This is a genomic window from Shewanella sp. AC91-MNA-CIBAN-0169 (assembly GCF_040310165.1).
Taxonomy (GTDB): domain Bacteria; phylum Pseudomonadota; class Gammaproteobacteria; order Enterobacterales; family Shewanellaceae; genus Shewanella.
Genome location: NZ_JBEOPM010000002.1, coordinates 304,073 through 318,754, shown reverse-complemented (window position 1 = coordinate 318,754; position 14,682 = coordinate 304,073). Strand labels below are relative to the sequence as shown.

Here is a 14,682-nt window from a genome sequence, read left to right as displayed (position 1 = left end):
GTTGCTGTTTGTAACGTAATCTTAGTGTTGGGAAAATTAATTCCAACATCAACTTAACTGAATAAGATAATTGCAGAACATACTGCCAGTGAGTTAGATGGATGACCTTTGCAGGGAAAATATGATGAATAAAAAATACACAAAAATGGCATTGTTACTTGCTATGTCAGCATCAATGACACTGGTCGGTTGTGGCGGAGGCGATGATGGTGAAGCTGGTAATCCAGGAAACCCTGGTGGCGAGCCTGCTGAAGCAATTAAAACACTAAACTTAGATATCACTAAAGTCACTTATCAAGATAGCAAACCGACTATTGAAGTATTTGCGACCAATGAAAAAGATCTCCCTGTAGCGGGTCTTAAAGACTTTGAAATTAAAAAAGTCGTCCAACTCATTCCAGCTGGCGCAAGTGGTGCAGGTAATTCAGCCCAATGGCAATTTATTGGTTCCGAAAAAGCCTTTACCGACCATGGTAACGGTAATTACAGTTTTACCGTCAATGTTGAAGGCTTTAACCCAGAGCTAACCCAACGTTATAATGTGATTGCAAGTGCATCAACCTTGCAAGACGGCGTTACCGGAGTGCCGCGTACTGAAATTACCAAAGATTTTGACGGTGAAGGATTTGAAGCTAAATACACTAAAAACATCGTCAGTGGCGCTACTTGTAATACCTGCCATGCAAAGGGTGAAAGTATTTATCATAGCTACACTGATTTAGAAACCTGTACATCTTGCCATACCAACGAAATGGCCATTGAAAAAGACAAGGTTCAAGTTGAGTTCAGTCACTTAATTCATAATGTTCATAACAATGCCAAAATGTATGGCCGCAACTTGGACAAGAGTGCAGAAGCAGCGCATGCGATAGTGCAAGATAATTGCACCACTTGTCATGTTGATTCTGAACAACTGAGCGAATCGAACAACTGGTCTCGAATTCCAACCATGGAAGCCTGTTCAAGTTGCCATACCGATATTGACTTTAAAACGGGTCAAGGTCATCCGCAACAAGTGGATAATTCAAATTGTATAGCTTGTCATAATGCAAGTTGGACAGAAGAATTACACACAACTTCGTATACTCAGAAAAAAGCATTTATCGATTTATACGGCATGACAGCAACACTAACGGCTAATAAATCAAGCACCGAAGACAAGTCAGCTACCCTATCGGTAACGATTTTAGATGCTAATGGTACGGCCATTGATGCTGCAAGCTTAGTCAGCAAAATTCAACGAATTGAAACCATCACTAACGTCGGACCTAACTTTCCAATTATGGGATATAACCCTAGCCCAGGAAGCGGTTTAGCCAAAATCAGTAAAGACTTTATCAAAGCGGGTCTGTTACAAGCCGATGTAGTCATTGAATCAGGTAACTTAGTCTATAACATTGCATCACTGCCATTTGGCGCAGGCGACACAGATACCGCCTTTAGCTTTATTGGTCTTGAAATGTGTAACGATGGTATTCAAGCCATTGATTGTGTCGACGGCGTAGCAACTACCAGCATGAAAGCCGAGTTCACAGTAGGCACTTTCTCTGGTAATGCGCCTAGCTATCGTCACACTGACTCGGTCAATTTTGGTTCATGTGATAATTGCCATGGAGATACTTTTGAGTTGCATAAAGGCCACCATGCTGGTTTTGTGATGTCAGAACAATTAGCTCGTGAGCTTAATGGCGAAGTCACCATAGGTTTGGATGGTTGTGTGGCTTGTCATACGCCAGATGGCACTTATGCTTCTGGTGCTAATCAAGGCGCCATTGAAATGAAATTGCACAGTGTTCATGGTGAGCAAGGCATTATCAAAGACTGTACTCAGTGTCACAACGACTTTAATCTTGATGCATTCAAAGTTAAAGGTGCACTTGCTACGTCGCAAGGCCTTTATACAACACCTATCACTGCAACGTGCGCATCTTGTCATGGCTTTGACACGATTTCGCAGCATGCACAAAGTCAAGGTGCGGTTGTTAATGGTAGCTATCAAGAAGCCAATGATGCTGCGCAGTTAGAAACCTGTTTCTTCTGCCATGCACCCACCATTGAAAACCACACACAAGTGAAGCTTTAATTTGTCCATTGAGAGAGAAGCCCTGCTTCTCTCTCATGCTATGGCTTACGTAATCAACTTGTTGATCATCAAAATGGACAAATTAGGAAGTCTACTTATGAAGACCACACATTCAATAAATACCTTATTTTTAGCCCTGCTCTGCCTTACTGCATCGACGCTGTTTATGTCGAGTCATGTACAGGCGGCAAAGTGGGATGCCAGCATGACACCGGCAGAAGTTGAAGCAACACTCGATAAAAAATTCGCCGAAGGAAAATACTCACCAAAGGGTGCCGACACTTGTTTGATGTGTCATAAAAAATCAGAAAAGGTCATGGACTTATTCAAAGGTGCTCATGGCGCAATTGATTCATCAAAAAGTCCAATGGCTGGATTACAGTGCGAAGCGTGTCACGGCCCACTAGGTTCACATAATCGTGGTGGTAAAGAGCCAATGATTACCTTTGGCCCAACTTCAACACTCGCTGCAGACAAGCAAAACAGTGTGTGTATGAGCTGTCATCTCGACGACAAACGCGTGGCATGGGACAGTAGTCATCACGCCAATGCCGATGTGGCATGTGCATCTTGTCATAGCATACATGCTGAACATGACCCAATACTGTCAAAGCAAACAGAAGTCGAAGTATGTACCACTTGTCACACCAGACAAAAAGCTGACATGAACAAGCGCACCAGTCATCCAATGAAATGGAATCAAATGACCTGTAGCGACTGTCATAATCCACATGGCAGTTTGAGCGATTCAGATCTTGTTCAGCCAACAGTCAATGAAACGTGTTATTCATGTCACGCTGAGAAACGCGGCCCAAAGCTGTGGGAGCATGCACCCGTCACCGAAAATTGCGTCAATTGCCATAATCCACACGGTTCTGTGAACGATGCAATGCTCAAAACTCGTGCGCCACAACTGTGTCAGCAATGTCATGCGAGTGACAATCACACAAGCAACGCTTATCTAGGTAACACTGATATGGGTTCAACAGTAAATGGTAATGCCTTTACTGGTGGTCGCAGCTGCTTAAATTGTCATAGTCAGGTGCATGGTTCAAACCATCCGTCTGGTAAGTTACTGCAGCGCTAAGGAGATTATATTATGAATACCAAATTGAACCTCATTACCTTAGCGTTACTCACTAGTACCAGCTTTAGCCTGATGGCTGATGGTTATGGCCTAGCCAATGCTAAAACCGACAAAATTAAATATGATGCTTGGAATTGTAAGGCTTGTGCTGTCGAAACAGGTACCACAGGAACTGTCGGGGTTGGTATTGGTTACAACAGCGAAGACGATATTCAATCAGCCAACGCATTTAATAGCAGTAATCAAACAGCGGGCAAAGTGGATGCCGATATAAAGTATCGAGGTGACAATGGCTACCAAGCAAAAGTCGTCGCAAATAATATGGGCATGGACAATGGCCGTATGGAAATAGATGTCGGTAAACTTGGATTGTATCGCCTCAATCTAGGTTATCGCTCCATCGCTACGTATCAGAGCAATAATGCCTTAAGTCCTTACCAGAATATCGGCAGCGATAATCTTACTTTAGCGGATAATTGGGTAACGGCAGGTTCAAGCTCAGACATGCCAATGCTTTATAGCAGTTTAACCCCATTTGAATTGTCGCTTAAACGTGAACGTGCCGGTCTAGGATTTGAATATCAAACAGAATCACTGTTCACAACCTACGTTAATTTTCAGCGTGAAGAGAAAACCGGAACCAAAGTTGCCTCTGGCAGTTTTTTCAACCAGTCAATGATGTTAGCGGAGCCGGTTGATTACACCACCGACATCTTAAACGCTGGGATTAAACTCCGTGGTGATCACTGGTTTACCAGCATAAACTACAATGGTTCAGTGTTTAGCAATAACCACCAGCAGCTTGGTTTTGACAGCGCCTTTAACCCTACGTTTGGGGCGCAAAGTCGTGGTTATATGGCGCTAGACCCAGATAACGAGGCCCATACTATTTCGCTAATGGGCCAATATAACGATTCCATTACCAGCTTAAGTGGCCGTTTACTCATGGGCCAAATGACCCAAGATCAGCAATTAACTAGCATAGGTTATGGCTATTCATTACCGGCAGATTCTATTGATGCAAAAGTTGATATCACCGGCATGACACTTAAAGCGGTGACTAAGCTCAGCCGAGCATGGCGTCTCACTGGCAGTTATGATTATAACGACAGAGAAAACAACACCCAAATCGAACAATGGACTCAAATTAGCATTAACGATGTTACCGGCAAAGTGCGGTATAACACGCCATACGATCTCACTACCCATAGCGCTAAATTATCCACTGACTATCGTATCAACCATGGTTTAAAACTCGATGCGGGTTATGATTTCAAACGAGATGAACGCAGTAATCAAGGCAGAGAAACCACTGACGATAATAACGTCTGGGCACGTTTACGCGTCAATAGTTTTGACATGTGGGATATGTGGCTTAAAGGTAGTTTGAGCAAGAGAGATGGTTCAGAATATAAAGCATCAGAATCGTCATCTGCAGAACAAAATCCGTTGCTACGTCGATACTATTTGGCCGACCGTGACCGCACTCAAATAGAGGCGCGTGTTAATCATAGCCCTATTGATAACTTGAACGTCGATTTTGGGGTTCGCTATGCATATGATGACTATACAAATACGCAAATAGGTTTAACTGAATCAAAAGACACAAACTACGATATTAATCTGAGCTACATGATTAATGACGATATGAATGTTAATACATTTTATAACCATCAAATCATCAAATCTGCTCAATCTGGCAGCGCCAATTTAAGTATAGCGACTTGGCAAGCCGATATTGAAGACACTGTCGATGTTGTTGGCGCAGGCTTAAGCTACAACAATTTAATGGACAGTCGTTTGCGCTTAGGTTTGGATTATACCTACTCAGACTCAGACAGTAACACCCAAGTAAGACAAGGTATTAGTGGCGATTACGGTGACTATTTTGCCAAAGTGCATAACATTAATGTGTATGCACAATATCAAGCCACCGAAAAAATGGCCTTGCGTATAGACTACAAAATGGAAAAATACCTTGATAATGATGACGCCAATGATATTGAGCCAGATACCATTTGGAATGTCATGAGTTTAGGTAATTTACAGCATGACTACACTGCACACATGATCATGCTCAACGTGAGTTATAGTCTGTAAGTGATATCACGGTAATATAACCAAGTCGATCACATTAAAAATGACGCCAACCTTATCTAGGTTGGCGTTTTTATATCATTTGATTTAATGACCTTTAGACACAAAAACGGTCGCTAGCATCCTATTGTATAAAAAACTTGCAATTACACCGGATTTAACATTATATTAACAAGGTGAATAGCTTGTGATTGAAGTTTGGGCAAATGGATGTGCCCCCCATTTTATGTTGCTCATCTTTCCTCCCCTATTGCTTGTTAAAGACCATTGCTTGTTTTTTTAAATTTCCAATGCATTTAAGCGCCAACCTCCTCCCAATACTTAGCGAACATCAGGTATCATTCAGTACCGATATTGATTGCCCAGAGAAATTCATGTTTCAAATTGATACACTAATTGCCACTAAAATTGTCGACCGAACCATGAAAATTATTGGTCATAATATCAATGTTATGAATGCTCAAGCAGTGATATTAGGTTCTGGCGATATCGATCGGATTGGCACTGTACATGAGGGGGCACTATTAGCTATCAGCCAAAATCGCAATGTTGAAATAAGCCAAGCCATCGCTTCAAACTTACATGGCGTCAAACCTGGGCTAAATTTGCCATTGCATTACCAAGGTCAAGTGGTTGGCGTTATCGGTATCACTGGCGAGCCAGACACATTAAGCCACTATGGTGAACTGCTTAAGATGACAGCAGAGATGATTGTCGAGCAAGCAAATTTGCAAGAGCAATTACAGTGGCAGAATCGTCAAAAAGAGGAGTTTATTTCGCAACTCATTCATGCCAATGAGCAAGACTTACCTTCTTTACAACAATGGGCATTGCAATTAGGTGTCGATTTAAGCGTACCGCGAGTGGCCGCCATTATCGAACTTGATAACAAAAACCCATTATATCAACAAGACAATCAAGCATTAAAACAAGTACTGTATTTATTACAAAATCCTGTACGCGATAACTTAATTGCGATGACCTCTCTAACTCAATTAGTGATTTTAAAACCGGCTTTTTTAGATGGTAAGCAATTTGACCCTGAGCTTGAAAACCAACGCATCAACAAATTACTCAAACGCTTACCCGCCAATATGCAACTTAGCCTGCATATTTCATTGGGGCATTATTTCAGTGGTGAATTAGGCATTAGTTACTCCTATCGCACCGCCAAAGAAACGTTAGATATTGGAAAAAGATTACATCCAACAAAAACCAAATATTTATACCAAGACTACAGCTTACAAGTACTGTTATCAGGGTTACGGCACCACTGGCGAGGTAATGCGCTTGCTGGGCCGTACATGAAACTCATTGCAGTTGACAATAACCAACAATTGCAAAAAACACTTGCCGCTTATCTAGAACACATGGGAGACATCCAAGCCTGTGCTAACAGTTTGTTTATCCATCGAAACACACTGCGTTACCGATTAGATAAAATTCAAACTATCACCAATATTGATTTACACAGTTTTAATGGATTACTGAGTTTATATTTAGGTCAGTTAATTCACCAACCTAGCACTTAATTGTGCGTTAGCACAAAAATAGTATTAACTCGTAGATTTATTAGTGCAAGCGCACAAAGTAATTTATAGGTAATGGTTTACTATGATGAATACTAAACCACCCCCTACAATAATAAATAACGAGTACTCTATGGGACTAATATTGATCTTAATCGGCGTGATAGCCTTTATCGTCATCGCCACGTCTAAATTTAAACTGCACCCTTTTTTAACCCTCATTTTAGCCTCATTTCTCACCGCATTTGCCTATGGTTTACCCAGCAATGAAATTGCCAAAACCATCACTGGCGGTTTCGGTGGTATTTTAGGTTACATCGGCTTAGTCATTGTGCTCGGTACGATTATCGGCACCATTCTCGAAAAAAGTGGTGCAGCCATAACTATGGCAGATGTGGTCATTAAACTGTTTGGCCAACGATTCCCAACGTTAACTATGTCAATGATTGGCTACTTAGTGTCGATCCCTGTTTTTTGTGATTCAGGTTTTGTCATTTTAAATTCATTGAAACAGTCAATGGCGAACCGGATGAAAGTGTCTCAAGTTGCCATGAGCGTCGCCCTAGCAACTGGGTTATACGCTACTCATACCTTTGTGCCGCCAACCCCAGGTCCTATTGCTGCGGCGGGTAATCTTGGCCTTGAATCACAGCTTGGACTCGTGATAGCTGTCGGTGTGTTTGTTGCTGCCATTGCCGCTTTTGCCGGTATGTTGTGGGCCAATCGTTTTGCCAATGAGCAACCAGACGGCGAAGGCGCCGAAGAACTGAATCTGCAGCAAGAAGATTTTGATGATCTAAAGAAAACCTATGGCGAATTACCTAGCCCTACCAAAGCATTTGCGCCTATTTTTGTACCTATCATTTTAATCTGCTTAGGCTCGGTGGCTAACTTCCCTTCAAAACCATTAGGTGAACAAGGCTTATTCGATTTATTAGTGTTCTTGGGCCAACCTGTTAACGCCTTAATGATCGGCCTATTTCTGTCGTTATCGCTGTTAAAAAGCAACCAAAAAATCAAAGAGTTTAGCGATCGTATCAGCCAAGGTTTAGTGGTATCAGCGCCTATTTTATTGATCACCGGTGCTGGCGGTGCATTTGGCGCGGTATTAAAAGCCACTGAGATTGGTGCATTTCTGGGTAGTAGCTTGTCCGCTTTAGGTGTGGGTATTTTTATGCCGTTTATCGTGGCCGCCGCACTCAAATCAGCACAAGGTTCATCTACGGTGGCATTAGTCGCTACCTCAGCATTAGTGGCACCATTACTAGGCGATATTGGTTTAGCCTCAGAAATGGGACGAGTGTTAACCGTAATGGCAATTGGTGCGGGTGCGATGACCGTCTCACATGCAAACGATAGCTTCTTCTGGGTGGTGACTCAATTTAGCCGCATGAGTGTCAAACAAGCGTATCGGGCCCAAACAATGGCCACCTTAATCCAGGGGGTCACGGCGATGATTACCGTTTATCTACTAAGCTTATTTTTACTGTAAATTATTAATCAGAGTCTTATATGAAAATTGTTATTGCACCCGATTCATTTAAAGAAAGCCTAAGCGCCCTAGAAGTGGCTAATGCCATTGAGAATGGATTTAAACAGGTATTCCCAAATGCCCAATATTGTAAAGTGCCAATGGCCGACGGCGGTGAAGGTACAGTACAAGCTATGGTCGATGCCACCCAAGGACAGATTATTAATCTCACTGTCACAGGGCCTTTAGGTTTACCTGTTAACGCATTTTATGGCGTGCTAGGACAACTAGATGAGGATGGAAACCAAACTGCAATAATCGAAATGGCTGCCGCATCAGGTTTACATCTGGTGCCATCCACTCAACGTAATCCATTATTAACCACCAGTTTTGGTACTGGTGAGTTGATTGCCGACGCATTAGACAGAGGCATAAGACACATCATTTTAGGCCTAGGTGGCAGTGCAACTAATGATGCAGGCGCAGGCATGATGCAGGCCTTAGGAGTCCAACTAAGTGATATAAACAATACTCCATTACCTTTTGGTGGAGCTGCCCTCGCCGAATTACATTACATCGACATGCAATCATGCCATCCAGCCATTAAGGAGTGCGTAATTGAAGTTGCGTGCGATGTCGATAATCCATTATGCGGGCCACGAGGCGCCAGTGCTATTTTTGGTCCACAAAAAGGGGCTACTACTGAGATGGTTGAGCAACTTGATCTCGCTTTGGGGCATTTTGCTCATATCATTAACCAACACCTTAACCAGTCAATTGATGGGCACTGTCAATTACACCCTGGTGCTGGGGCTGCTGGCGGTATGGGATTTGGCGTAATGACAATGTTAAATGCAACCTTAAAACCTGGGGTCGATATTGTCACTAAAAGCGTTAAGTTGGCACAACATTGTCTCAATGCTGATCTGGTTATTACCGGTGAAGGTCGAATAGACGGTCAAACCGTGTTTGGTAAAACCCCTATGGGAGTATTGAATGTCGCCAAACAACTTAATATTCCGGTTATCGGTATTTCAGGATGCCTTGGTGAAAATGCAGATGCTATTTTAGCCGAAGGCATGCATGCTATTTTCCCTATCATTCCTGCGTTGCAGCCCTTAGAGCAAGTATTGTCTGAAGCTCAGGTTAATCTAACCAATACCGCACGCAACATTGCGGCAATGATGTCACTTTCATTTGCAGACAAATAATCTAATCCAGCACAAATACCTTACCGCATTTGTGCTGGATTATTCATATCAACATCATTCATATTCTGAATTAACGCAGCTAATCCGCAGTAATAACACGATAAATACTTGAAGCGAAACCAGCCATACAGTAAAGTTAGCACCCTCATTTCATCCTGAAGGTGTAGCGTTAATCGTAAAGCACCCGTCAATGCTATCAGGATGAAGTTTTCATCATTACGGCAAGCAAAATGACCTCGAAAATCACCCGTCAAGCAAACGCTTCAGAAGACAGCTTACTGCGAATTTTTACCGCCCCTGAAGATTCAACCTCGACGTTGAGCATTATTGAGCAAAAGCTGTCTCAAGACCTCGCAGGTTTTTTAGGTAACAGCATCGCCGCACTGGAAAAACCGCTGTCAGAAATAGAAACTGACTTTAGCGCCTATCAGATCCCGACCGATCCCAAGTTCGTTTCTGATTATGCCGACGAAATCATGCAAAACCTAGTCGCTCATTCAGTCCATACTTCAGCACCCAGCTTTATTGGACACATGACTTCGGCATTGCCTTATTTCGTGTTACCACTGTCAAAAATGATGGTGGGTCTAAATCAAAATTTAGTCAAAATTGAAACATCGAAAGCCTTTACCCCATTAGAGCGCCAAGTGTTAGGCATGATGCATCATTTGGTGTATCAGCAATCTGATAATTTCTATCACCAATGGATGCACAGTGCTAACCATTCACTTGGGGCATTTTGCTCAGGCGGCACCGTTGCCAATATCACCGCGCTGTGGATTGCCCGAAACCGGCTGTTACAACCACGCGACGATTTTAAAGGCGTCAGCCGCGAAGGAATGACGAAAGCATTGCGTTTTTATGGCTATGATGACCTTGCTATTTTAGTGTCCGATCGCGGTCATTACTCTTTGGGCAAAACTGCCGACTTGTTGGGTATTGGCCGAGATAACATCATTAGCATCCCAACAGATGAGCATCATAAAGTCGATGTTGCTGCCATGCGTGATGCAGCAGAAAAGCTGGCACAACAAAATATAAAAGTCATGGCCATTGTTGGTATCGCGGGTACAACTGAAACAGGCAATGTGGATCCCTTAACTGAATTAGCAGTGTTAGCCAGCGAGCTAAATTGTCATTTCCATGTAGATGCGGCATGGGGCGGCGCAAGTTTATTGTCCAAAAAATATAGCCATTTACTAAAAGGCATCGAGTTAGCTGACTCCGTTACTATCGATGCCCATAAGCAAATGTATGTTCCAATGGGCGCCGGTATGGTGCTATTTAAAGACCCTGAACTGGCGCAAGCCATAGTGCATCATGCTGAATATATTCTCCGGGTAGGTTCAAAAGACCTAGGCAGTCAAACGCTGGAAGGTTCGCGACCTGGAATGGCAATGCTAGTGCATGCTTGTCTTCAAATTATTGGCCGTGATGGCTATGAAATCCTCATTAATAACAGCCTAGAAAAAGCCCGTTATTTTGCCTCAATCATCGACCAAAACCCTGATTTTGAGTTAGTCACTGAGCCTGAGTTATGTTTGCTGACCTATCGTTATGTACCAAAAACGGTGCAAGCCATACTTACTACAGCTCTAGCCAACCAAGATAGCGTTTTAGTTGCATCAATCAATGAACTACTCGATGGACTGACGCAATTTATTCAAAAGCATCAACGCGAACAAGGCAAATCGTTTGTGTCACGCACACGTATTAAGCCAGCAAAATACTTACGCCAACAAACGACTGTATTTCGTGTGGTACTCGCCAATCCGTTGACCAGTCATCAAATATTGCAAGATGTGCTCACAGAACAAATCGACATTGCAGCTTTAGACAGTGAATATTTACCACAACTGTTGGCGTTGTAGAGCACAGACTTATCAATAACTTCGATGTTTATAGCTTGTTAGCTACCTTCTCGTCATCCCGGCAGTGTTTTTAAGCCGGGATCCAGGTGTTTTCTTTGTACTTTTGTACTTTTGTACTTTTGTACTCATGGCCTACAGCCATATTTGAAACACACTTTAGCCTTTACCTTTACCTTTACCTTTACAATAAAACCTAAATTACAGACGTAAAAAAGCCCCAACTAATGTTGAGGCTTTTTTACACCATACTTACGTATGTAAATGATGGTACCCGAGGCCGGACTTGAACCGGCACGCTTATTCAGCGAGGGATTTTAAATCCCTTGTGTCTACCGATTCCACCACTCGGGCAAAGTGTTGTTTTAACCGTTACTTAAAGTAACCATCAAACGCAATTTTGTGGAGGCGCGACCCGGAGTCGAACCGAGATAGACGGATTTGCAATCCGTAGCATAGCCATTCTGCCATCGCGCCATCTTTAACCAAATTCAAATCCATCGGATAAGATAAGAAATTGGAGCGACATATCGGGTTCGAACCGATGACCTATACCTTGGCAAGGTATCGCTCTACCAACTGAGCTAATGTCGCTTATTCAATCGTTTCAACGCTTTATTAAATCTGCGAGAAAGGTATCGTCTTTCAACCTATCCAACTGAGCTAATGTCGCGTATTCAATCATTTTAATGCTTTATTATATTAGTAAGAAAGATTTCATATTTCAGCCTATCAAACTAAACTAATGTCGCATTAATCATGTTAGTTAACATAAAACCCTAAGGTTTGTTGTTGACTCATCACTTGTCTACGGGGAGGCATTCTACCGAATTAACCTCGTGTGTCAATTATTGATTTACGCAATTTTGACTGTTTGCGCACTAAATAATCTTATTGAACTATTATTACGCTATTCTGCCGTTAAATCTTTCCAAGCTGCTGAAATGTAACTCATCATCGACCAGAACGTCAGTGCTGCGGCAATATAAAACAAGCCGTAAGCGACATCAGTTAGCCAAGGTGTGGGTTTCCAAATCAATCCAATAATTGCGATCATTTGCGTGGCAGTTTTATATTTACCAATCCAAGACACGGCAACTACGCCACGTTTGCCTATTTCGGCCATCCATTCACGCAAAGCTGAAATAACAATTTCGCGACCAATCATAAATAACGCTGCTAAGGTTAAGTACACATTGTCATTTTGTTGAACCAACAGCACTAATGCGGTCGACACCATGACTTTATCTGCAACTGGATCCAAAAAAGCGCCAAATCGGGTTAGTTGACCAAGTTTACGCGCAGCATAACCGTCTAACCAATCGGTCAAAGCGGCCAACCAGAAAATAAATGCCGAAACAAATGGTGCCCATGGATATGGTAAATAAAATACCGCTATAAATACGGGTAACAAAGCAATACGGAATAATGTCAGTGCAATAGGTAAGTTAAACGGCATAAAAAGACCAATTTGTCAGAAGCAGCGCCAATCTTGCCTTAATTTTAGCCCCCTCGCAATGCATCATGAATTGTTTGTGCCATTTCTAAGCTAATTCCGGGTACTTTTGTCAATTCAGCCACGCTAGCGCCCTTCACTTCTTGAATTCCGCCTAAATGTTGCAACAAAGCTTTACGTCTTTTAGGGCCCACACCTGCGATGGATTCTAAGGTAGAAGTATTGCGAGTTTTCTGACGTTTATTACGGTGTCCGGTAATCGCAAAGCGATGTGACTCATCGCGAATGTGCAACATTAAGTGAAATGCAGGCGAATCACTGGGAATATCGAAAGCTTGTTCACTGCCACCAACAATAAAGGTTTCAAGGCCTGCTTTGCGACCCTCACCTTTAGTCACGCAAATGAGTAATGGTGGATTATCAATATTGACACACTTTTCATCGACAATCGTTTGCGCCACTCTTAACTGGCCAATACCACCATCAATGAAGACTAAATCGGGTACTTTGCCATTGTTGTCGATTTTATCAAATCGACGGCTTATTGCCTGTTCCATCGCGGCATAATCATCACCACCGGTAATACCGGTAATATTGTAACGGCGATAATCGGCTTTATGCGGCCCTTCTCGATTAAACACCACACACGATGCCACAGTGCTTTCACCCATGGTGTGGCTAATATCAAAACATTCCATCCGCTTAATTGGTTCATTAAGTTCAAGTGCTTCTTCAAGTAATTGAAAACGTTGTTCAACAGTATTCTTATGTGACAGTCTGGTCGCGACGGCATTACTGGCGTTAGTCATGGCAAGACGTAAAAAATTAGCTCTGTCGCCTCTTACTTGCGTTTTTAACTCAAACTTTTTATCTAATGCGTGTTCTATCGACGCTTCTAATTCTTTTATACCGTCAAAGTGATGGCTGAGAATGACTTCTTTTGGAATAGTGCGCTGAATATCGGCATTAAGGTAAAACTGGCCCAAGAATGATGACAACACTTCTTCAATTTCAGTTTCTGCGGGTACTGAAGGATAATAGCTGCGACTACCAAAAATTTTACCATCGCGAATAAACAATAGATGAAAACAGGCAATACCTGAGGCGTAATCGACGCCGATGACATCCATATCGCCTTTATGATTTGACACTTCCTGCTGTTCTGCCACGCGCCTTAATGCGGTAATTTGGTCACGATACTGTGCCGCACGCTCATATTCCATATCAATTGCAGCAGTCTCCATTTTGGCCACCAGCTGTGATATGACTTGTTTGTCTTTTCCGCGTAAAAATAAACCGGCTAATTTGACCTGTTCGCTGTATTCCTCATCACTGACAATCCCCACACAAGGCGCACTGCAACGATCTAATTGATACTGTAAACAAGGCCGAGATCTGGATTTATAATATAAGTCATCGCATTGACGGATTGGAAACAGCTTTTGCATTAAATGCAAACTCTCACGGACTGCACCACCATTAGGGTATGGGCCAAAATAATGACCTTTTTCACGTTTTGGACCACGATGATAAGCAAGTCGAGGGTGCTTATGGCCGCTCAACAGAATATACGGATAAGATTTATCATCACGCAGCAGCACGTTGTATTTGGGCATGTACTGCTTGATGTAATCGTTTTCGAGCAATAGCGCATCTGTTTCGCTGTGCGTAACGGTCACATCAATATGATCGATATGCGAAACCAGCGCCTGAGTTTTAACATTGGCGATATTGACTCTAAAATACGAGCTTAAGCGTTTTTTGAGATCTTTGGCTTTACCAACATAAATAACCTGTTGGTGTTTATCGTACATTCGATAAACACCAGGCGCTGAGGTGACATGTTTTAAAAAAGATTTGGCGTTAAAACCACTTGGCAT

At 42.5% G+C, this 14,682-nt stretch carries 9 protein-coding genes and 3 tRNA genes; 7 read left to right on the top strand and 5 right to left on the bottom strand.

Annotated features, from left to right (window positions below; all coding sequences use genetic code 11):
• The first annotated feature begins 121 nt into the window (after positions 1–121).
• The 7 genes from AAEY98_RS03900 (at position 122) to panP (ending at position 11,349) form a co-directional block, all read left to right on the top strand.
• Complete coding sequence (locus AAEY98_RS03900) at positions 122–2,083, top strand: OmcA/MtrC family decaheme c-type cytochrome (RefSeq protein WP_351015095.1); 1,962 nt, start codon at positions 122–124, stop codon at positions 2,081–2,083.
• A gap of 97 nt (positions 2,084–2,180) precedes the next feature.
• Complete coding sequence (locus tag AAEY98_RS03895) at positions 2,181–3,170, top strand: DmsE family decaheme c-type cytochrome (RefSeq protein ID WP_101087790.1); 990 nt, start codon at positions 2,181–2,183, stop codon at positions 3,168–3,170.
• 12 nt (positions 3,171–3,182) lie between these two features.
• A complete protein-coding gene (locus AAEY98_RS03890; protein ID WP_162022705.1) occupies positions 3,183–5,270 on the top strand; it encodes an MtrB/PioB family decaheme-associated outer membrane protein in 2,088 nt (695 codons plus the stop codon).
• Between the two features lie 371 nt (positions 5,271–5,641).
• Positions 5,642–6,799: a sugar diacid recognition domain-containing protein gene (locus AAEY98_RS03885; RefSeq protein WP_101087786.1), complete on the top strand. Its 1,158-nt coding sequence runs from the start codon at positions 5,642–5,644 to the stop codon at positions 6,797–6,799.
• A gap of 130 nt (positions 6,800–6,929) precedes the next feature.
• Positions 6,930–8,288, top strand: a complete 1,359-nt coding sequence (locus AAEY98_RS03880) for a GntP family permease (protein ID WP_162022704.1) — start codon at positions 6,930–6,932, stop codon at positions 8,286–8,288.
• 20 nt (positions 8,289–8,308) lie between these two features.
• The gene (locus AAEY98_RS03875; RefSeq protein WP_192116014.1) at positions 8,309–9,478 is read left to right on the top strand and encodes a glycerate kinase; all 1,170 of its coding nucleotides are present in this window, start codon (positions 8,309–8,311) and stop codon (positions 9,476–9,478) included.
• Between the two features lie 230 nt (positions 9,479–9,708).
• Positions 9,709–11,349 carry a pyridoxal-dependent aspartate 1-decarboxylase PanP gene (panP, locus tag AAEY98_RS03870; RefSeq protein WP_351015093.1) on the top strand — a complete coding sequence of 547 codons (1,641 nt, stop codon included), beginning with the start codon at positions 9,709–9,711 and terminating at the stop codon, positions 11,347–11,349.
• Positions 11,350–11,614: 265 nt separating this feature from the next.
• On the opposite strand, the gene AAEY98_RS03865 is transcribed toward panP, so the two are convergent.
• From AAEY98_RS03865 to uvrC, 5 genes are all read right to left on the bottom strand, one after another.
• Positions 11,615–11,700 (bottom strand) — tRNA-Leu (locus AAEY98_RS03865).
• Positions 11,701–11,749: 49 nt separating this feature from the next.
• A tRNA-Cys gene (locus tag AAEY98_RS03860) sits at positions 11,750–11,823 on the bottom strand.
• 41 nt (positions 11,824–11,864) lie between these two features.
• Positions 11,865–11,940: transfer RNA gene (locus tag AAEY98_RS03855), tRNA-Gly, on the bottom strand.
• A 316-nt stretch (positions 11,941–12,256) separates the two neighbouring features.
• Complete coding sequence (gene pgsA / locus AAEY98_RS03850; protein ID WP_011638096.1) at positions 12,257–12,805, bottom strand: CDP-diacylglycerol--glycerol-3-phosphate 3-phosphatidyltransferase; 549 nt, start codon at positions 12,803–12,805, stop codon at positions 12,257–12,259.
• 44 nt (positions 12,806–12,849) lie between these two features.
• On the bottom strand, positions 12,850–14,682 hold the full coding sequence (gene uvrC, locus AAEY98_RS03845; protein ID WP_101087778.1) for an excinuclease ABC subunit UvrC: 1,833 nt from the start codon (positions 14,680–14,682) through the stop codon (positions 12,850–12,852).

Bases quoted from the DNA above. Each gene is read 5' to 3' on its own strand.
- AAEY98_RS03900 (WP_351015095.1), top strand. From the start codon at position 122: ATGATGAATAAAAAATACACAAAAATGGCATTGTTACTTGCTATGTCA.
- AAEY98_RS03895 (WP_101087790.1), top strand. From the start codon at position 2,181: ATGAAGACCACACATTCAATAAATACCTTATTTTTAGCCCTGCTCTGC.
- AAEY98_RS03890 (WP_162022705.1), top strand. From the start codon at position 3,183: ATGAATACCAAATTGAACCTCATTACCTTAGCGTTACTCACTAGTACC.
- AAEY98_RS03885 (WP_101087786.1), top strand. From the start codon at position 5,642: ATGTTTCAAATTGATACACTAATTGCCACTAAAATTGTCGACCGAACC.
- AAEY98_RS03880 (WP_162022704.1), top strand. From the start codon at position 6,930: ATGGGACTAATATTGATCTTAATCGGCGTGATAGCCTTTATCGTCATC.
- AAEY98_RS03875 (WP_192116014.1), top strand. From the start codon at position 8,309: ATGAAAATTGTTATTGCACCCGATTCATTTAAAGAAAGCCTAAGCGCC.
- panP (WP_351015093.1), top strand. From the start codon at position 9,709: ATGACCTCGAAAATCACCCGTCAAGCAAACGCTTCAGAAGACAGCTTA.
- pgsA (WP_011638096.1), bottom strand. From the start codon at position 12,805: ATGCCGTTTAACTTACCTATTGCACTGACATTATTCCGTATTGCTTTG.
- uvrC (WP_101087778.1), bottom strand. From the start codon at position 14,682: ATGCCAAGTGGTTTTAACGCCAAATCTTTTTTAAAACATGTCACCTCA.